At 61.5% G+C, this 19269-nt stretch carries 20 protein-coding genes; 11 read left to right on the top strand and 9 right to left on the bottom strand.

Annotated elements, in window-relative coordinates:
• Position 1 precedes the first annotated feature (1 nt).
• Genes ATO9_RS16395 through ATO9_RS16425 form a run of 7 tightly spaced genes read left to right on the top strand, consistent with a single transcriptional unit; the run spans position 2 to position 5275 of the window.
• Positions 2 to 316 carry a heavy metal-binding domain-containing protein gene (locus ATO9_RS16395; RefSeq protein ID WP_043751687.1) on the top strand — a complete coding sequence of 105 codons (315 nt, stop codon included), beginning with the start codon at positions 2 to 4 and terminating at the stop codon, positions 314 to 316.
• Positions 316 to 924 (top strand): hypothetical protein, encoded by a 609-nt coding sequence (locus tag ATO9_RS16400; protein ID WP_043751690.1) that lies wholly within the window; start codon positions 316 to 318, stop codon positions 922 to 924. The genes ATO9_RS16395 and ATO9_RS16400 overlap by 1 nt, the downstream gene beginning before the upstream one ends.
• A gap of 23 nt (positions 925 to 947) precedes the next feature.
• Complete coding sequence (sufC, locus tag ATO9_RS16405; protein WP_043751694.1) at positions 948 to 1703, top strand: Fe-S cluster assembly ATPase SufC; 756 nt, start codon at positions 948 to 950, stop codon at positions 1701 to 1703.
• A complete protein-coding gene (gene sufD / locus ATO9_RS16410; protein WP_043751697.1) occupies positions 1703 to 2989 on the top strand; it encodes a Fe-S cluster assembly protein SufD in 1287 nt (428 codons plus the stop codon). The genes sufC and sufD overlap by 1 nt, the downstream gene beginning before the upstream one ends.
• Positions 2989 to 3474 carry a YIP1 family protein gene (locus ATO9_RS16415; RefSeq protein WP_043751700.1) on the top strand — a complete coding sequence of 162 codons (486 nt, stop codon included), beginning with the start codon at positions 2989 to 2991 and terminating at the stop codon, positions 3472 to 3474. Before sufD ends, ATO9_RS16415 begins: the two co-directional genes overlap by 1 nt.
• Positions 3471 to 4055 (top strand): Yip1 family protein, encoded by a 585-nt coding sequence (locus ATO9_RS16420; RefSeq protein ID WP_043751704.1) that lies wholly within the window; start codon positions 3471 to 3473, stop codon positions 4053 to 4055. The genes ATO9_RS16415 and ATO9_RS16420 overlap by 4 nt, the downstream gene beginning before the upstream one ends.
• Positions 4055 to 5275, top strand: coding sequence for an aminotransferase class V-fold PLP-dependent enzyme (locus ATO9_RS16425; protein WP_043751706.1), 1221 nt, complete (start codon positions 4055 to 4057; stop codon positions 5273 to 5275). Before ATO9_RS16420 ends, ATO9_RS16425 begins: the two co-directional genes overlap by 1 nt.
• Positions 5276 to 5291: 16 nt before the next feature.
• Here the strand turns inward: ATO9_RS16425 and ATO9_RS16430 are convergent, their stop codons facing one another.
• Genes ATO9_RS16430 through ATO9_RS16445 form a run of 4 tightly spaced genes read right to left on the bottom strand, consistent with a single transcriptional unit; the run spans position 5292 to position 9616 of the window.
• Entirely contained in the window at positions 5292 to 5861 is a 570-nt protein-coding gene (locus ATO9_RS16430) for a TetR/AcrR family transcriptional regulator (protein ID WP_043751711.1), read from the bottom strand.
• On the bottom strand, positions 5858 to 6304 hold the full coding sequence (locus ATO9_RS16435; RefSeq protein WP_052418405.1) for a PaaI family thioesterase: 447 nt from the start codon (positions 6302 to 6304) through the stop codon (positions 5858 to 5860). Before ATO9_RS16435 ends, ATO9_RS16430 begins: the two co-directional genes overlap by 4 nt.
• A 54-nt stretch (positions 6305 to 6358) precedes the next feature.
• Complete coding sequence (locus ATO9_RS16440) at positions 6359 to 9070, bottom strand: hybrid sensor histidine kinase/response regulator (protein ID WP_043751713.1); 2712 nt, start codon at positions 9068 to 9070, stop codon at positions 6359 to 6361.
• A 36-nt stretch (positions 9071 to 9106) separates the two neighbouring features.
• A complete protein-coding gene (locus tag ATO9_RS16445; protein WP_052418406.1) occupies positions 9107 to 9616 on the bottom strand; it encodes a putative pterin-binding protein in 510 nt (169 codons plus the stop codon).
• A gap of 153 nt (positions 9617 to 9769) precedes the next feature.
• Between ATO9_RS16445 and ATO9_RS16450 the strand changes: the two genes are divergently transcribed.
• The 4 genes from ATO9_RS16450 to ATO9_RS16465 all read left to right on the top strand — a co-directional run bounded on the left by ATO9_RS16450 (position 9770) and on the right by ATO9_RS16465 (position 14926).
• Positions 9770 to 10363 carry a response regulator transcription factor gene (locus ATO9_RS16450; RefSeq protein ID WP_043751716.1) on the top strand — a complete coding sequence of 198 codons (594 nt, stop codon included), beginning with the start codon at positions 9770 to 9772 and terminating at the stop codon, positions 10361 to 10363.
• A 121-nt stretch (positions 10364 to 10484) separates the two neighbouring features.
• On the top strand, positions 10485 to 13319 hold the full coding sequence (locus tag ATO9_RS23600; protein ID WP_052418407.1) for a methyl-accepting chemotaxis protein: 2835 nt from the start codon (positions 10485 to 10487) through the stop codon (positions 13317 to 13319).
• Positions 13319 to 14392, top strand: a complete 1074-nt coding sequence (locus ATO9_RS16460; protein WP_043751719.1) for a protein-glutamate methylesterase/protein-glutamine glutaminase — start codon at positions 13319 to 13321, stop codon at positions 14390 to 14392. The genes ATO9_RS23600 and ATO9_RS16460 overlap by 1 nt, the downstream gene beginning before the upstream one ends.
• An 18-nt stretch (positions 14393 to 14410) precedes the next feature.
• Positions 14411 to 14926: a chemotaxis protein CheD gene (locus ATO9_RS16465; RefSeq protein WP_043751722.1), complete on the top strand. Its 516-nt coding sequence runs from the start codon at positions 14411 to 14413 to the stop codon at positions 14924 to 14926.
• A gap of 49 nt (positions 14927 to 14975) precedes the next feature.
• On the opposite strand, the gene ATO9_RS16470 is transcribed toward ATO9_RS16465, so the two are convergent.
• The 5 genes from ATO9_RS16470 to ATO9_RS16490 are packed head-to-tail and all read right to left on the bottom strand — an operon-like array spanning position 14976 to position 19262.
• Positions 14976 to 15371, bottom strand: coding sequence for a hypothetical protein (locus ATO9_RS16470; protein ID WP_043751725.1), 396 nt, complete (start codon positions 15369 to 15371; stop codon positions 14976 to 14978).
• The gene (locus ATO9_RS16475; protein ID WP_043751728.1) at positions 15368 to 15754 is read right to left on the bottom strand and encodes a response regulator; all 387 of its coding nucleotides are present in this window, start codon (positions 15752 to 15754) and stop codon (positions 15368 to 15370) included. The genes ATO9_RS16470 and ATO9_RS16475 overlap by 4 nt, the downstream gene beginning before the upstream one ends.
• 1 nt (position 15755) lies before the next feature.
• Positions 15756 to 16646, bottom strand: a complete 891-nt coding sequence (locus ATO9_RS16480) for a CheR family methyltransferase (RefSeq protein ID WP_052418408.1) — start codon at positions 16644 to 16646, stop codon at positions 15756 to 15758.
• Complete coding sequence (locus ATO9_RS16485) at positions 16643 to 17101, bottom strand: chemotaxis protein CheW (RefSeq protein WP_043751731.1); 459 nt, start codon at positions 17099 to 17101, stop codon at positions 16643 to 16645. The genes ATO9_RS16480 and ATO9_RS16485 overlap by 4 nt, the downstream gene beginning before the upstream one ends.
• A complete protein-coding gene (locus ATO9_RS16490; RefSeq protein ID WP_081979624.1) occupies positions 17094 to 19262 on the bottom strand; it encodes a chemotaxis protein CheA in 2169 nt (722 codons plus the stop codon). The genes ATO9_RS16485 and ATO9_RS16490 overlap by 8 nt, the downstream gene beginning before the upstream one ends.
• Positions 19263 to 19269: the final 7 nt, after the last annotated feature.

Consider the following 19269-nt stretch of genomic DNA (forward strand, 5'->3'; position numbering starts at 1 on the left):
CATGATCCTGACGACGACCAACACCATCGAAGGCAAGACGATCACCGATTACCGCGGCATCGTGGTGGGCGAGGCGATCATGGGCGCGAACGTGGTCCGCGATTTCTTTGCCGGGATAACCGACATCATCGGCGGACGCTCCGGCGCTTACGAAAGCAAGCTGCAGGATGCCCGCGACACGGCGATGCGCGAACTGGAGGGCCGGGCGGCGGCGCAGGGTGCCAATGCTGTGGTCGGGATCGACCTGGATTACGAGGTGGTCGCGGATTCGATGCTGATGGTGTCCGTCTCGGGCACGGCCGTGGTGGTGGAGTGATGGAGTTCCTGTCCGAAGGCCCTGTCGCGCGCCCCGAACTGACCCTCCCGCCTGAAGAGGCGGCGTTCCTGCGCGAACGCTATGCGGAGGCGACCGAGATCCTGGAATACGGATCGGGCGGGTCGACCGTCGTGGCGTCTGAACTGGATGGCAAGACGATCACCAGCGTGGAAAGCGACCGTGACTGGGCCGACATGATGCAGCGCTGGTTCAAGGAAAATCCCGGGAAAAGCCCCGTCGACGTGTTCCACGCCGATATCGGGCCGACCAAGGATTGGGGCTATCCCACCGGCCCCGAGGAATGGCGCCGTTTCCCGTCTTACCCGCTGCGGGTCTGGGAACGGGCCAAGGAGATTTCGCCGGACCTGGTTCTGGTGGACGGACGGTTCCGGGTCGGCTGTGTGCTGGCAACGGCGCTGTCGACGCAGAAGCCGCTGACGCTGCTGTTTGACGATTACACCCCGCGCAAGGCCTATCGCCGCGTGGAGGGGTTCGTTGGGGAACCCCAGAAAATTGTGGGCCGGATGGCCGTCTTCGCGATCGAACCGATGTCGATCCCGAAAGGCCGTTACCTGCGCACGATCGAACTTATGTGCGCCCCCCTCTAAGGCGCCGTCGAAAGGAAAAGAAGATGCTGAGTATCAAGAACCTGCACGTGAAGCTGGAAGACGAGGACAAGCAGATCCTCAAAGGTGTCGACTTGGAGGTCGAAGCCGGCAAGGTGCACGCGATCATGGGCCCGAACGGGTCCGGCAAGTCGACCCTGTCCTATGTCCTGTCGGGCAAGGATGGCTATGAGGTCACCGATGGGTCTGCCGCGCTCGAGGGCGAGGACCTGCTGGACATGGACCCCGAAGAGCGTGCGGCCGCTGGCCTGTTCCTGGCGTTCCAGTACCCGGTCGAGATCCCCGGCGTCGGCAACATGACCTTCTTGCGCACCGCGCTGAACGCGCAACGCAAGGCGCGCGGCGAAGACGAGATGTCGGCGACCGACTTCCTGAAATTCGTCCGTGAAAAGGCCAAGACCCTGAAGATCGACGCCGAGATGCTGAAGCGTCCGGTCAATGTCGGATTCTCGGGCGGTGAGAAGAAGCGGAACGAAATTCTCCAGATGGCCGTTCTGGGCCCGCGCATGTGCATTCTGGACGAGACCGATTCCGGCCTCGACGTGGACGCGATGAAGCTGGTGTCGGACGGCGTGAACGCGCTGCGCGACGAAGGCCGCGGCTTCCTGGTCATCACCCACTACCAGCGCCTGCTGGACCACATCAAACCGGACGTCGTGCACATCATGGCCAATGGCCGCATCGTGAAGACCGGTGGCCCCGAGCTGGCGCTGGAAGTCGAACAGAATGGTTACGCCGACATCATGGAGGCCGCGCAGTAATGGCACTTCCCAAGCAGAAACAGGATGCCACCGACACGATGCTGACGGCGCTTGGTGCCGTTCCGGCCTCGGGCTGGTCGGCCGCGCCCCGCAAGGCCGCGCTGGACCGGTTGGTCCAGATGGGGCTGCCGCAGGGTCGTGACGAGTATTGGAAATTCACCCGCCCGACCGCGCTGATCCAGGCGGACCCGGTGCCGGCGCCCGCCTTCGAGGCTGCCGAGGCCCCGATCTTCGGTGAGGTCGACCGGGTCAAGCTGGTCTTCGTGGACGGTGTCTTTGATGCAGAGGCGTCGGACGATCCGGCCATGGCCGGGGTCAAGATCGACCGCCTGGCCGAGGTGGCCGAGGCCGATATTCACTGGGCGCAGGGCCTCTACGGCCAACTGGAAACCAACGGTCAGGACCCGGTTGTCCGCCCGCTGGCCGCACTGAACACGGCCTATGCGACGGACGGCGTCCTGATCCATGTGACCGGCAAGGCAGAGAAACCCGTTTCCCTGATTTACCGTCATGTTTCAGACACTTCGGACGCGATCCTGCATAATTGCGTCAAGCTGGAAGAGGGCGCGGAGCTGACCCTGCTGGAGAACGGCCCCGCCGCCGCACGGTTCAACAAGGTGCTCGAGGTCGACGTGGCCGACAACGCGACCTTCCACCATGTGCGCGCCCAGGGCCGCGATCACGATCGTCACGCGGCGACCCACATCTTCGCGCGGCTGGGACAGGAAAGCACCTTCAAGAGCTTCACCTTCACCGCCAATGGCAAGCTGACCCGCAACGAATGCGTGATCGAGCTGACCGGCGACGACGCGGTGGCCCATGTGGCCGGCGCCTGTGTCGGTGACGGCGATTTCCACCATGACGATACGGTCTTCGTCACCCATGACGCGGTGAATTGCGAAAGCCGCCAGGTCTTCAAGAAGGTGCTGCGCAACGGTGCGACTGGCGTCTTCCAGGGCAAGATCCTGGTGAAGGAAGGCGCGCAGAAGACTGACGGCTACCAGATCAGCCAGTCGCTGCTGCTGGACGGGGACAGCCAGTTCCTGGCCAAGCCCGAACTTGAGATCTACGCCGATGACGTGGCCTGTTCGCATGGCTCCACCTCGGGCGCGATCGACGAGGAAGGCCTGTTCTACCTGCGCTCGCGCGGGGTGCCGGAGGGCAAGGCGACCGACCTGCTGACCATCGCCTTCCTCGCGGAAGCGGTGCAGGAGATCGACGACCAGGGCCTGGCGGACGAGATCGTCGAGCGTATCTCGGCCTGGCTGGACCGCCGTCGCGACTGATGTCGGTTCTTGCCGATATCGCGGCCACCTACCGGGGGCCGGTGCCCGTTCTGGGCCGCCGGCTGGCCGGGGGGCAGAGAGAGGACCGCGCGCTGGCCATCCTGATGGCCGGCTGCGTGGTGCTTTACATCGCGCAATGGCCCCGCCTGGCGCGGGAGGCCCATCTGAGCGATGCGCCGCTGGATATGCTGCTGGGCGGGTCCTTGCTGGCCGTGGTCTTTATCGTGCCGCTGGTGCTTTATGCGCTGGCGGGGGTCAGCCACCTGATCGGCCGTATGCTGGGCGGGCAGGGCACGTATCATGCCGCGCGGATGGCACTGTTCTGGGCGCTGCTGGCGTCGGGGCCGGTCTTTCTTCTCAACGGGTTGATGCAGGGCTTTGCCGGCGAGACGGCGCAGTCCCAGGTGACGGGGCTTCTGGCGCTCGGCATTTTTCTGTGGTTCTGGTTGGCCGGTCTGATGGCGGTCGAAAGGGGACGCGTATGAACGGCGAGATGTTCAAGGCGCTGGTGGTCGAAACGGTGACCAAGCCCGGTATGGCGGCGCGCAGGGTGATCGACCTGGGCTACGACACCGGCACGCTCTGGACCGGGCTTGTGCTGGTTTCGGTGCTGAACGGTATCTTCTACGGCATCCTGCTGCCCGGTGCGGCGGCGCAGGGCCTGATCCTTCCCGACCTCGCCGCGTCGCCGGTCATGCTGGCCATCTTCATCGGCGTCGCGCTGACGATCACGGTGCAGTTCCTGGTGATGACCGGCCGCGTGCTGGGCGGCTCCGGCGATCTGCGTACCATTTTGACTATCATGGTCTGGCTGCAATTGCTGCGGCTTGGCCTGCAACTGGCGATCACGGTGATCTCGCTTGTTATCCCGGTGCTCGGGTCGCTCGTGGCGCTTGTCGCGGGGTTCTGGGGGCTGTGGGTGCTGGCCAATTTCATCGCCGTTGCGCACGGCATCGACGTGCTGAAATCCGTGGGCGTGATGGTCATGACCTTTTTCGGCATCATCGTGGTGCTGTCCGTTCTGATGGCCGTGCTTGGCTTTGGTGTCCCGGCAGGAGGAATTTGATGTACGATGTGAACGCGATCCGCGCGGATTTCCCGATCCTCTCGCGAGAGGTCAACGGCAAGCCGCTGGTCTACCTCGACAACGGCGCCTCGGCCCAGAAGCCGCAGGTGGTGATCGACGCGATCAACCAAGCCTATTCGCAGGAATATGCCAATGTGCATCGGGGCTTGCACTACCTGTCCAACCTCGCGACCGAAAAGTACGAGGGCGTGCGGGCCAAGGTGGCGAACTTCCTGAATGCCGGGTCGGAAGAAGAGATCATCTTCAACACCGGCACGACAGAGGCGCTGAACCTCGTCTCTTACGCCTGGGCCGCGCCGCGGCTGGAGGCCGGGGACGAGATCATCCTGACGGTCATGGAACACCACGCCAATATCGTGCCGTGGCATTTCCTGCGGGAACGGCAGGGTGTGGTTCTGAAATGGGTCGATATCGAACCGGACGGGTCGCTGGATCCGCAGAAGGTGATCGACGCCATGGGGCCGCGGACCAAGATGGTCTGCGTCACCCATATGTCCAACGTGTTGGGCACCGTGGTCGACGTGGCCGCGATCAGCGCTGCCGCGCGGGAGCGGGGGATCGTCAGCGTGATCGACGGTTCGCAAGCCGCGGTCCACGGCCCGGTCGACGTGCAGCAGATCGGCTGCGACTTCTACGCCATCACCGGTCACAAGCTTTATGGTCCCTCCGGGTCCGGCGCGATGTATGCCCGGGCCGAACGGCAGGCCGAGATGCGGCCCTTCATGGGCGGCGGCGACATGATCCGCGAGGTGACCAAGGACAACGTCACCTGGGCCGACGCCCCGATGAAGTTCGAGGCCGGTACGCCTGGCATCGTGCAGACGATCGGCATGGGGGTGGCGCTGGATTACATGACCTCCATCGGAATGGAGGCGATCGCGGCGCATGAACGCGACCTGACCCAATATGCGCAATCGCGGCTGGATGGTCTGAACTGGCTACAGGTGCAGGGCAAGGCGCCGGGCAAGGGTGCGATCTTTTCCTTCACGCTGGACGGGGCGGCGCATGCGCACGACATCTCGACCATCCTCGACAAAAAGGGCGTGGCGGTACGGGCCGGGCAGCATTGCACCGGGCCGCTGATGCAGCATCTTGAGCTGAACGCCACCTGCCGTGCGTCTTTCGCGATGTACAACACGCGCGACGAGGTCGACGTGCTGATCGAGGCGCTGGAACTGGCCCACGATCTGTTTGCCTGACATTTGCGGGGCCGGATCAGCCGGCCCGCGCCACCCGTGACAGGATATCCCCGGCCCGGTGCAGGGCGACGGTAGAGCGCTGGCCGCGCGCCCGCGCCATGGCGCCGTCGAGGGCGGCGAGCACGGTGGTCGCCAATTCCTCCGGTGCCGATGCGCCGCCGGTTTCCAGCGCTTCGGCCAGTTGGGTGGTCGCCTCACGATAGGCCTTGGCCACGCGGGCGCGGAGGGCGGTTTCGCCGGTTTCGACCTCCTGCGCCAGCAACGAGATCAACGCGCCCTGGCTGTAATCATGTCCTTCCAGCCAGGCGGCCGTATCGGTGAAAAGGCGCGAGATCTGTTTTTCCGCCGGGATGCCGCCCTCGGTCGCGCGGGCGAAGCGGCCGGCCATCTCCTCGGCCAGGAAATCAACGGTGGCGACCGCAAGCGCCTGTTTGCCTTCGGGGAAATGGTGGTAGAGCGACCCCTTGGGCACGCCTGCATGAGACAGGATCTGCGCGATCCCGGTGGCGTGATAGCCTTGGGACTGGAACAGGGCCAGCGCGGCGCGGATCAGCCGCTGGCGGGTTTCTTCGCCTTGGCGGGTCATGCGGCGCGCGGCCGTCTTTCGGGAAGGATCGCGATGGAGGCCATGGCGGCGGCGACCTTCTTGGGGTCGCGTCCATCATCTTCGGTCCAGACCTCAGCCTCGACCGTGGCGAGCGTCTTGCCGGACCGGATCGTGTGTGCCTTGGCGCGCAGCAAGGTGCCGGTGGCGGGGCTGAGGAAATGCACCGAGTAATTCGAGGTCACGACATCCTTGTCAGAAGCCGCGGCGCCGGCCCAGGCGCAGGCCATATCGGCCAGCGCCGACAGGCAGCCACCATGCACATAGCCGTGATGCTGGAGCATTTCGGGGCGGATCGGAGCGATGATCTCGACCTTGCCATCCCCGGCGGCCAGCCCTTCGGCGCCGAACCATTGGTTGAACCCCTGATGTGCGGAGCCGGAATTCAGACGCGCCAACAAGTCGGGATTGTTCCAGTCATACATGGCAAACCTCATCAATAGACCACTTGGTCTAGTGTCCCGATCCCGGGTCTTCGGTCAAGCTCTATCTGACCGCGCGGTCAGGGACGCGGCGTCGGGGCGGGCTTCGATTAGGATCGCGCGACGGTCGGGCCAGAGCGCGGCTGCCTCTTCCACCAGATCCGCCGTCGTACTGGTCTGGCCCTCGCGTTCGCTGGCCTCGGCCCGGATCAAAAGCAGGTGCATTTCGCTTGCGCCGAAGTTGGTCGCGGCTCCGGCGAGCGCATGCAGATCGTTCGCCAGGGGAATATCGGATGTCTCGCGCGGGGTGGTTGCGCGGGTCAGCAGGTCCGGCAACTTGGCATCCGCCTCGGTGATGAACCCGTCGATCAGGCGTCGCGCGGTTTCGGGGTCGATCGTGTCCAGCAGGTCGTCGAGGGCATTGCGGGGCGGCGTCATGGACACTAGGCCGGGCACGGTATGGTTGTCGTGGCAGGCACGGATCTGGCGGCGCAGCTCCTCCCGATCAAGGGGTTTATGCAGCACGGCGTCCATGATCCTGGCGGTGCGCTGGTTGTCCAACCCGCCCTCGATATGCGCGGTCAGCGCAACGAGGCGGGACGTTTGGTTGGGACCGGGCTGGCGCCGAATTTCCTGCGCGGCGGCGATGCCGTCCATAACGGGCATGGAGATATCCAGCAGGATCAGGTCATAGGCATCCTTCAGCGCGGCGGCGACCCCCTCGGCCCCGTCAATTGCCTCGGTCACTTTGTGACCGTCGTTTTCCAGCAGGCGGCGGGCGATGAAGCGGTTGGTCGCGTTATCCTCGACGACAAGGATATTGCAGGGAGTGACCGTTTCATCTGCGATGGCCACGGCTTGTCCGGGCATTTCGGCGGCGGTCGGGGGCAGGGGAACACGCACCCAGAACAGCGATCCTTCGCCTTCCTCGCTTTCCACGCCGATCTCTCCGCCAAGGGCGTCGATGATGTTGCGCGCGATGCCGAGCCCCAGCCCGGTACCCTGGATCTGGCCATGGACAGCTGCGTTGGTGCGGAAGAAATCCTCGAAAATCCGCTCCCGGTCGGCGTCGGACATACCGATCCCCGTATCCACGATCTGAAATTCCACCTCGTCCCCGTCGAGCCGCACCGCGTCGATCGAGACGGAGCCGTCGCGGGTGAATTTCATCGCGTTGGCAAGGATGTTGCCCAGCACTTGGCGCAGGCGATCCGGGTCGCCATGGACCCAGCCGATCGGGGCTTCGCTCGTCACCTCGATCGTGTTGTTTTGAGCGCGGGCCCGTCCCATTTCGGCCGCGATCAGCCCCTCAATAAGGGCATCGGCATCGAAGGGGCGCGGCATCACCCGCACGCCGCTTTCGATCTGGGTCAGGTCGAGCACGTCATTGACCAGCGTCAACAGGTTACGGGAGGAGCTTTGCAGCACAGGCAGGTAGGTGTCGCACAACTCGCTGGCGCGGGCGTCGGGTTTGCTCGCCTCTTCCTTGATCAGGTCGATCGTGCCGAGGATACCGTTCAGGGGGGTCCGCATCTCGTGGCTGATGACGCCGAGGAACCGTGCCTTGGCGCGTTCGCCGGCACGGGCCTTGTCCCGCGATTCCTTCAGCGCGAATTCGGCGGCGGCCTGGTGGACGATGTCACGGATCACGCAGACGCAGATCGGGGTGCGTTCGCGGGTCGAGATGTCGATCGTGATCTCAACCGGGAATTCGGAGCCGTCGCGCCGCCGCCCGGTCAGGCGGATACCCGTCTTGCGGCCTGAAGCGGCGGCTTCGAACAGCTCTCTTCCGGTGATGGGCACGAAGCCGTCATCGCCGCGGCGCGTCAGCAGGCGACCGATGCGTCGACCGCGGACATCGAAATCCTTCAGCCCGAACATCTCGCTCCCCGAGCGGTTCAGGTTGACGATGCAACCGGCGGAATCCAGCACGGCAATCGCGTCGCGCGAGGTCGAGAAAATCGTTTCAAGACGAGCCGACGTGGCCAGGTTCTCTCGCAGGCGGGCATCGGATGTCTGGGCCATGCGCCGGAAGGAAAATGCCATCGCGACCAGGGTGATCAACAGAACGGTCGCGGCAATCACGAGGCGCGAGAGTACCTGCACCATATCCTTCCGCGCCTCGTCGGACTGGATGGACAATTGGTGGTTGCCCTGGGTCATGACGCTGCGGGTGAGGGGGCGGAGGTTGTCCATCTCGTCCCGCAGAACGGGCAGAGAGGCACGAAGGTCAGCGTCGGTCTGGTCGATCAGATCGGCCATCGCGAACAACCGTCGGGCCAGCACCGTCAATTCCGCCTTCAGCGCAGGTTCCCTGAAGGCCGCGCGGTAGATCTGGCTGTCGGTCAGGGTTTGCGTCCGGGAATAGAGGATGTCGTACCTTTGACGTACATCGTCCAACGGCACTGTTTCGTTCTGGGCACTTTCCAGTTCCAGCGCGAATTGCAGGTACTCCACCTCAAACTGGGCAAGGGTCCATTGCACGTTGTCCTGTGGCGACGACGTCAGTTCCGCCAGCTTGGCACGCACGTCGGTCAGCAGGTAGCCGACGACGACCGCGGTGATGGCAATGATCGCACCGAGGAAGACGACGCGAACCAGAAACCTGTTCTGCAGGCTTATGCGGGACAATTCGTCAATACGGGCATTCGTGAAACCGGCGCTGGACACCTTGGTGGCAGGTGTTTCGCTCCGACGTGTGCCGCTGTCGGTGCCAAAGGTTTCTCTTGGCTCCGTCTGCTGTGTCGCGGGGGCCTTGTCGTCGGTCATGCGCCGGCTCCGCCAGGTCAGTCAGGTGTCACATTGTCAGCGCGTGACGATAATCCGGTCGAGTTGCCAGATCGAATTGGAATAGATCAGTTCGGAGCGGAATTTCGAATCGCTGTCATAGGGGTACACCATCCAGACCGGCCCCTTGTCCCGCAACCCCATGGCACGACCGTTGCGGTCATAGGCCAGGATCGCGCCATCCGGTTCGAAACTGCTGACATCGACATCCACCTGGTAATCATTGGCGGCCATGAGCGTCAGCGTGCCGCTGTCGACCCCCAGACGCTCCAGCAATTCGGTCACACGCAGACCTACGAAGGTCTGGGGCCCTTCCGTCCAGATGGTTGTGGTCGTGAACTCGACCGCGGGCAGGGCGCGCAGGCCGTCCGAGTCGAGAGGATAGACATCGTCTCCCATCGTGATCGTCAGAACCGGGTCCGAGGTCGCCGCGGGCAGGTCGACGGCCTGCGCCGGGAGCGCGAACAACGCCGCAGCCATGACCAAGGTCAAAGCCGTGCGGACAAAACGGTGGAAACTCACTGTCATCTTCGATCCTATCCGGGGAATTGCAGGGAGAATGTTCATAATTTCTGTTTAAACGCAGATCCTTGATGGTCCGTGAACGTAGCAGCAAGTTCTAAAGACGTGCACTCTACTTTTGGGTAGGTTAGACAATAATAAAAAAGGGGAATCGCCGCTGTGGTTAAGATCCTGATCGCCGACGACCATGAACTCGTGCGCGAAACCATCGCCGCCTATCTTCGACAAACCGACCGGTTTGAGGTTTTCCCCGTGTCCGACATGACCGAAGCAGGCGAAGCCCTGGCGCAGGATCCCGAGTTCGACCTTATTCTGCTGGATTACCGCATGCCGGGGATGGAATCCCTGGATGGAATCGAGCAAGTCCGTGGCCTGGCGCCGGACGTTCCCGTCGCGCTGATCTCTGGCGCCGCCAGCACGGAGGTCGCCCGCCAGGCGATGGAGCTGGGCGCGGCCGGGTTCATCCCCAAGACGTTGGCGCCCGCCGATCTGGTCGGTGCGGTCCAGGTGCTCAGCTCGGGCGGCACCTATATGCCCGAGGATGCGCTGGCCAACATGACCCACAGCCTGACCCCCCGCGAGGTCGAGGTCGTGCGCGGGATCGCCGGGGGCAAGTCCAACAAGGAAATAGCGCGGGATCTTGGCGTTCAGGAAGTCACGATCAAGCTTCATGTGAAGACGCTGTCGCGCAAACTCGATGCCCGCAACAGGACCCATGCCGCAATGCGCGCGCGTGACCTCGGGTTGGTCTGAGCGCCGGGGAAAGAGAAAATCCTCAGGGCTTGTCCTGGAACAGTTAAGCCAATTTTCATAGCCGCTGGCGATAAATCCCCGTGACGTTCGAAGCGTTCGAACCTAAGGCGGGGAAATCCTCATGCAGCTGTCGAAACTTGGTCTGGCCTGGAAACTGCTGATCGCACTTCTGATCCTTGATGGTCTGTCACTGGCCGTGCTCGGGGTGTCCGACGCACGGCAGACACGGCAACAGGCGCATGCCGATGCCCTTCAGGCCGTTGAACTTCTGGCCGCGCAAGAGGCCTCAGCGATCGAGGGTTGGGCCAGTCGGCTAGAGGATCAACTGGTCTATTTCGCCGGATCCGAACGGGTCCTTTCAGCTGTTTCAGCGCTGTCGGATGCCCGGCTTGATGGAACTGCCTCAGGTGATCTGCCCGCGAATGCCGGAGCTGAAAGCGAACGTTTCGAACGGGTTCTGGACCGCGTCGCCCCCGATCTGGAGGTTATCCAGCGGATCGGTGGATTTGAAGCGCTCTACGTGACGGATGAACAGAATCGGCTGCTCTACCGAGCGGGGAGTGCCGCGATGGAGCAGGCCCCGGATGCCGGATTGTTCGATAAGAACAGCATTTCACCAAGTAATATTGGTATTATGGCACATTCTGGAGCGGATAATGTCATGGATGGGGATATCATGATCTCCATCCCGTTATCCGGTGCGGCAGCCGGATCGATCACAGTGGTTCAAGCTGTCGATCGGGTGTTGACCAATGCAGGTATCAGCGGGCCAGCAGAGCTGCGCGCTGATCGTGTCGATGCCAACCTGTCCAGCGAAATGGTCGGCGATCCGTCCGTTCTGCTGGGCGTCGCGCCAGTTTCGATCCTGGGCCAGGAATGGAGCTTGTCCATCCAGCGGCAGGCTGAAGACCTCGCTCCGATGGCAGCCGCGAACGGCCCCTCGGGGTTGATTGTCGGAATAGCCCTCATCGGCGTGGTCGGTCTGTTGGCCTTTGCTGTCATGGTGTCTTCGCTCAAACCGCTCAAGGGCATGACGCGTTCGCTCGGGCTCATGCGCCAGGGGGATTATTCCGACGTGATCAAGATGCCGCGTAGCCGTGACGAATTGGGTGTCATGGCGCGTGGGCTTGAAGAACTTCGTCAAACACTGGCGATGAATTCCGCCAAACAGGAAGAGAACAAGTTCAAGAGCGCCGCCGTCGAGGCGACCTCTGCCGCGCTGATGCTGACGGACGCGAATTTCAACATCACCTACATGAACAACGCGGTGATCGACCTGATGGACAACCGCGTGTCCGACTTCCGGCAACTGATCCCCGATTTCGATCCGCGCGAGCTGATCGGCGTGAACATGGACCGGTTTCACAAGGTGCCGGAACGGATCCAGACGATCCTTCGTAACCCGGCCAACCTGCCGTTCCGCACGGATATCTATATCGGCCAGGCTTCGGTGCAGTTGGAAATCAATTCCGTTCTGGGCAGCAACGACGCTATCTGCGGCCTCGTGGTCGAATGGGTCGATGTCACGGATCTTCGCCGCAACGAAGCCGTTCTGGCCGCCATCAATACGAGCCAGGCCAAGGCCGAATTCTCGATCAAGGGCGACCTGAGCCAGAGCAACGAGAACTTCAAGCAGGCCGTGGACGCCTCCGGTCCTGCTGCCAACCTGTCCACGATCTTCACGCCGGTCGATGACGCGCTCGTCAGCGGTGCGATCGCGGACAAGATTCGCGACGGTGAAATTGTCCGTGGCCATTTCACGATGTCAGGCACTGGAAAGATACTGGATGGCGGTTTCTATCCGATCCGCGACCGCTCCGGCAAACCGGCGGGGATCGTTTTCCTTGGCTCTGATGTCACCGCCGAACAGCAAGCGTTGAACGCCGCGGAAGAAGAGCGTCGCATGATGCAAGCATCTCAGGAACAGGTGGTCGACGGACTTCGTGTCGGGCTGAAAGCCATTGCCGATGGCAACCTGACTTATCGCCTGACCTCTCAATTCGCCCGCGACTACGAGCAATTGCGCGTCGATTTCAACGCTGCGGTCGAGAAACTGACCGAGGCCATGTCGGTTGTCGCCGAAGAAAGCGGTTGCATGCGCCAGGAAACGGCTGAAATCGTCAAAGCGGCCGATGACATGGCAAGGCGGACAGAAACACAGGCCATGACGCTTCAGTCGACCGCAACGTCCTTGGGAGAACTGACCGCAAACGTCGCCGGGACCGCGAAAGGGGCCGCCAAGGCGAACCAGCTCGTAGCACAGGCGCGACAGAGTGCGGAATCGTCAGGCCCCATTGTTGATCGCGCCGAAGCTGCCATGGCGGAAATCGCGGCCTCCTCCAAGGAAGTCACCAAAGTGATCTCGGTCATTGATGACATCGCCTTCCAAACCAATCTTCTGGCGCTCAATGCCGGGGTCGAGGCAGCGCGGGCTGGCGAGGCAGGACGCGGATTCGCGGTTGTCGCCACTGAGGTGCGTGCCCTGGCACAGCGCTGTTCGGATGCGGCCGCGGAGATCAACAACCTGATCTCGACGTCTGACCAACACGTGACGCAAGGCGTCGATCTGGTCGGCCAGACGGGCTCTGCACTCAAGACCATCGTCGGCTCCATCAGCGAGATTTCCGGATATATCGAAGAAATAGCCAAATCCGGCGATGAACAAAGCAAGGGGCTGGGGACGATCAACGACGCCGTCGGCGAAATCGACCACGCGACGCAACAGAATGCCGCCATGTTCGAGGAAACCACCTCGGCCGCCCATGCCCTGGCGCATCGCGCTCAAAGCCTCGCGTTGTCTATGGCCAAGTTCGATATCGGTGTCGACATGAATAAGGACGCCTCTGCCTATGCCGATATACTGGCCCCGGTTGCCACACCGGCTGCTGCTACCGTCGTCAATGGGATACCCGGAACTCTATCATCCGGCTCGAACGATGATTGGAGAGAATTCTGATGGTCGCGTCGGAGGCCGGCCCCATCAAGGTGCTGCTCGTCGATGATTCACCCGCCTTGCTTCGGTTACTCTCTCTCGGCCTATCGCGGCATCCCGATATCCAGATCGTCGGTACGGCTCTCGACCCCTATGATGCGCGAGAGAAGATCAAGCAACTGAACCCCGACGTCATTACTCTCGATGTCGAGATGCCGCGCATGAACGGACTGGATTTTCTGGAACGGATCATGCGGCTTAGACCGATGTCGGTCGTCATGCTCTCCAGCATAACTCAGGAGGGCAGCCAGGCCGCTGTCAGGGCTCTGTCTCTGGGTGCGGTCGATGTACAGGTCAAGCCGGCGGATGGTATAGACACGCAATTCATTCAATCTATGGCCCGCCGTCTCCTGACGGCGGCCCGCAGTAATCGTTGCAAGGCAACCAGAAGGCCGGGGCTCAAGATCGATCCAGAAAAGTTCGTGCCTGCGAAGCTGGACCGTTGGAACGGCAAGCTTGCGTTGGTTGGCGCTTCGACAGGCGGCGTAGCAGCCATAGAGACGCTGCTGTCCGCAATGCCCGAAAATTGTCCTCCAATGGTTATCGCTCAGCACATGCCATCGAGTTTTCTGGTGTCGTTCGTTGATCGTTTGAACGAAAAATGCCCTGTCAAAGTTTTCCTGGCGCGAGATGGCCTACAAGTCCTTCCGGGCACTGTCTGCCTCGCCCCGGGGGGCGACGTCCATACCGGCGTGGTTCGCCGCGGTGCAAACTTCTATTGTACCGAAATCCGTGGCCCCAAACGCAATGGCCACTATCCGTCAGTCGACGAATTGTTTCTGTCTGCGACAGATTTCGCAGACAGGGTCATTGCCGTTATCTTGACGGGCCTGGGACGGGACGGGGCGGAAGGTATGGCGCAACTCCAAAAGAACGGTGCCAGAACAATTGGCCAGGACGAAGCGAGCTCTGTCGTGTTCGGTATGCCCCGAGCGGCGGCCGAGTTGGGCTGTGTCGATCGACAATTGCCTTTGCGCGAAATTGCCAACGAAACTTGCCGGCTCGCCGGCGCGGCCGAGCAGATCGCTCGTGCCTAACCCGCTCGTCGAGGACCAATGACTGGAAAACAATACAATATCACCCAGGGTGAATATGCGATTGCAGATGAACCTGGCGCGATGATCTCGACGATCCTGGGGTCCTGCGTGGCGACCTGCCTCTGGGACCCGGATCGGCACATTGGCGGCATGAACCATATCCTGGTCGCTCAGACCAGCGTTGGTGGCGTGGCTTGCGACTTCGCCGGAGTGAATGCGATGGAGCTGCTCATCAACGCGATGGTCCGTCGCGGCGCAGATCGGAACAACCTGCGCGCCAAGGTGTTCGGCGGTGCAAAAATGGTCCGCGGATTGTCCGATATCGGACATCTGAATGGTCTCTTTGCATTGGGTTTCCTGGAGCGAGAGGGCATTCCCTGTTTGGGTCAATCCCTTGGGGGAACCTCGGCGCGCCATATCAGGTTTTTTCCAGCCGAGGGGCGTGCCATGCAAAAGACGGTGGAATCCGCACCTGAACTGAAGCCCATTTTGAAACCGGCATCACCACAGAAGAACGATGTCGAACTGTTTTGACCAAGAAAAAGCTGCGTTGGATACCAACGCAGCTTTTTCTTTTCGATACTCAGAGCCAGATGTCGTGTTGATGAACCGTCTTCGAAGGGTTCGGTGGCTGAACAATGCCTCTGAGGCTGTCTTGCATATCCACGAGGTCACGCAATGTTTCTGCCGTGACATGCGTATCTAGCTTCCAATCCATTGAAGGTCCCAGATGTGTCAGGAGGGCTGCAATATCTTTGAGCGACAGGCGCAGATAGTCGACGCGTTGCATCGTATGTATCGCCGAGTCCGAAAGGCCGTTGCAGGCGCAGATGTTTTGGGAGACGGAATTCTCGAGGCCCACAACAAGGCTGTGCAGGCTGGACAATTGTCCAGCAAGCACGGCGACGAGGCTGGCTGCATCAATGTCGAGGCCGCTATCCGGGTCGTGGTCCGTATTGCGAGCTTCTTTGTCGCTCATAGCCGTCCAACCACTGCCTCAATACAGGCTTGCAAGTCCTTAGGTTCGAAGGGTTTCTTCAGGAAGTTGTTCATGCCCAGTTTTCGGCCGTGTTCGATAATCGCTTTGTCGGCCTTGCCGGTGATCAGGATGAACCCAACCCCTTTGGTTTTCGCTCCGGTCCGGAGCTTGTGCAGGAGTTGTAACCCATCCATATCCGGCATGTTGTAGTCGGATATGACCAGGTGCACCGGACTGGTCTCCAGCGTTTTCAGAGCCGTAGGACCGTCGGATGTACTGGCGACATTTCGGATACCGAACGCGTCCAGTGCCTGAGTGATCAGGCCACGGCTCGTGGACATGTCGTCGACGACCATGATACGGATTTGATCTCGCAGTGCCATATCAGGCCTCCCTCGCGTTTGTTAATATGCTTTGTGTCTGGTTTCGGTTTTGGATAGGGCGATACGCCGTCATTCCCACCGATTGGAAGTCATTGGCTGCAGTATCTGCGACACGCTCCGAATGCCCCAGGAAGAACCAGCCATTTGGCTTCAGCGCATTTCTGAACCTGGGCCAAAGCGCATTCTGGGTTTCACTGTCGAAATAGATGACGACATTCCTGCAGAAGATGACGTCGAACTTCATTCGCATGGGCCAATTTCCAATCAGATTCAATTCCCGAAACCGGATCATCTTTTTGAGATTGGCGCTTACGTGGTATTGGGTGCCGTTCTTTTTCAGGTACTTTTTTTGCATTTCCGGAGGAATGCCGGCGATCTGCTGTTCCGAATACGCGCCTGCTTCGGCGGCTTCCATAATCTTCGGGTCGATATCGGAGGCGAGGATCAGCGTGTCTTGTCCCACCAATTCCGGCGCGTATTCGTGGATCAGCATCGCGATCGAGTAAGGCTCCTGGCCACTGGAACAGCCGGCTGACCAGATCCGGATACCCTCTCCCTTGCGGGCTTGTTGAAGGAGTTCCGGAAAAGCATCTCGGCGCAGGATTTCGAAGTGGTGGTTCTCTCTGAAGAAGTGAGACACGTTTGTCGTGAGTGCCGAGATCATCATGCGACGTTCGACGTCGCCCTCCGCACCCGCGACGAACTTCGCATAGGCTTCGTAAGAGGTGATGTTCAGCGCTGTCAGTCGCGATCGAAGCCGCGACTGAACCATTGTGATCTTGCTGGCTGGCAGAATCAGACCCGCTTCGGCCCGGGCCAGTGCCGAGATTTGTGCGAATGCAGCATCACTCAGGCTGAGGGCCTGAGGGCCGGTATTCGGCACTGTGTTCATGCGGCCTCGTCCGACGAAGCCGGCACGACGGCCGAAAGGTCCAGTACACGGATCATACGATCATCAATGACCGTCAGCGCGCGGACGACAGACATTTGCGGATCAGATGAGAGGTCAGGCGGCGGCTGCAGGTCATCTTCGCTCATCGCGACAATGTCGGAGACGGCATCGACCAGCAGACCCGTGAGGATCCCATTGAGTTTGACCACGATTATCACGTTCCGATCGGTGGTTTCCCGCGACGGCAGGTTCAACCGGCGTGCGAGGTCCATGACCGGAAGCACGGTGCCGCGCAGGTTGATGACGCCGCGCATGTAGTCAGGTGCATGCGGCATGGGCGTGGTTCTGGTCCAGCCGCGGATCTCTCGGACGGACATGATGTCGAGGGAGTATTCCTGATCGGCGACCCGGAATGTCAGGAGTTCGAGCCCCTGGGTGCTGGCAAGTTCATTCATTTGCAACCTTCCTTTCGGGCATTGGTTTATCCATGATCCTGTTCGGCGTTGCGGCCGCGATCACGTCAGTCGGGTCCAGGATCAGTGCGATCTGGCCATCCCCCAGGATGGTTGCCGCAGCGATACCGGGAGCCCGGTAGAAGCTGTCATCGAGCCCCTTGATGACGACCTGGCGCTGGTCCTGGATGCCGTCGATCACGAGGGCCGCGCGGTTGCCGTCTTCGAGAGAAATCAGCAGGACGATGGACCCCTCGTGCGTTTCGCGCGGGCTTCGATAGCCCAGCATGACCCCGAGGTCATAGAGCGGCACAAACCCGCCCCGGACCCGGACCACGAATTCGCCGGGACGCAGCATCTGGACATCGTTCGCCCCCAGGGACAGGGTTTCGACGACGACGTTCAGCGGCAGAACAAGCGTTTCGTCAGCGACGTTGATCACCATGCCATCAAGAACGGCCAAGGTAAGGGGCAGGCTGATCGAGAAGGTCGTTCCCTTGCCGCGTTCAGAGGTGATCGTGATGCGCCCGCCGAGCTGCTGGATCGAAGTGCGAACCACATCCATGCCGACACCACGCCCGGACAGGTCGGACACCTGGCTGGCCGTGGAGAAGCCCGGCAGGAACAGGAGGTTGTCGATTTCGCTGTCGCTGAGATTTGCGTCCTGCGGGATCAGGTTCTTGGACTTGGCGATGCTGAGGACCCGCGGACGATCAATGCCGGCACCGTCATCGGAGACTTCGATGATCACACGGCCGGACCGATGTGCGGCGGTCAGGCGAACCTCACCAGTGCCGGACTTGCCTGCAGCTTCGCGATCTGCAGCGGTCTTTTCGAGGCCGTGGTCGACAGCGTTGCGGATCATATGGGTCAGAGGATCCGACAGGCGTTCGATCACGGTCTTGTCGACCTCGGTGCCTTCGCCCTCGGTCAGAAGGCGGACATCCTTGCCAACCGCGGCGGAGGATTCACGCACGATGCGGGACATGCGCTGGAAGAGCGATTTGACCGGCTGAGCGCGGATCATCATCACCGAATCCTGGATGTCGCGGGTGAGGCGCTGGAACTCCTCCAGTCCGTTCATTGCATCGGAATGCGGAGACAGGCCCGCCTGATCGAGGCTTTGTGCCAGCATGGCCTGGTTGATGACCAATTCGCCGACGAGGTTGACCATGCGCTCGATCCGTTCCAGATCGACGCGGACCACGGATTTCGGGCCGGCATTGTTTTTCTGTGCTCCGGCGGCCGAGGCTGAGGGCGCCGCAGCTTCGGGTTCGATGACCTTCAACTCAACCGGTGCGTCTTCGACGACAGGTGCTGCCACGATCGGGGCTTCAACGATTATTTCGGGCTCCGAAGCAGGCGGTTCGTCCACAATTTCCGGAACCGGAACGTCGACTCCGGACGCCGTGACCTCCAACTCGCAAAGGCCTTCCACGAATTCAAAGACTTCGCGGATTTCAGCCTCTGAAATATCGGCGGTCAGGCGAATATTCCACTGGAAATACGGGGTTTCCGGGGCCAGCTGGTCGAGCGGCGGCAGGGTGGAGAGGTCGCAGGTGATCTCGGCCTCGCCGAGCGCGGCAAGGTTGCGGAGCAGCATCTGCGGTTCGTTGCCGGTCGCAAACAGGTCCTGGCCGGGGCGGAACACAATGTCGAAACACGGGGTTTCCGGCTCCGCTTCGATATCGAGGTCGGGCAGGTCAAGGGACAGGGCCACGCCAAGGGGCTGGAAATCCTCGGCGGTGACTTCCTCTTCCTCATGTTCGTCGCCGAGCAGGGCGTTGAGGGCTGTCAGCAGGGCCTCGCCCTCGGCCACCGGGATTGGCTGGTCGTCACGGCAGATGCGGACGAGGTCAGACAGGTGGTCGGCACATTGAAAGAAGACTTTCTGAGCGTCGGAGGTGGCTGTCAGGCGATGGTTGCGAACCTCGTCCAGGACCGTTTCGTAGCGGTGTGCGAAACGGACCAGCGGTTCGAGGCCGAAGGCCCCGGCGCCGCCCTTGATCGAATGGACCGCGCGGAAGACGACGTTGATGGTTTCGGCGTCTTCGCTGCCGTCGGCCAGTTCCTGAAGGCCATCTTGCAGGGCTTCCAGCAATTCCTCGCATTCGATGAAGAACGAGGCGCGGATTTCCGCCATGGGGTCGTTGATGTCGGTCATCGCGGCC

The sequence above is a fragment of the Pseudooceanicola atlanticus genome, assembly GCF_000768315.1.
Taxonomy (GTDB): domain Bacteria; phylum Pseudomonadota; class Alphaproteobacteria; order Rhodobacterales; family Rhodobacteraceae; genus Pseudooceanicola; species Pseudooceanicola atlanticus.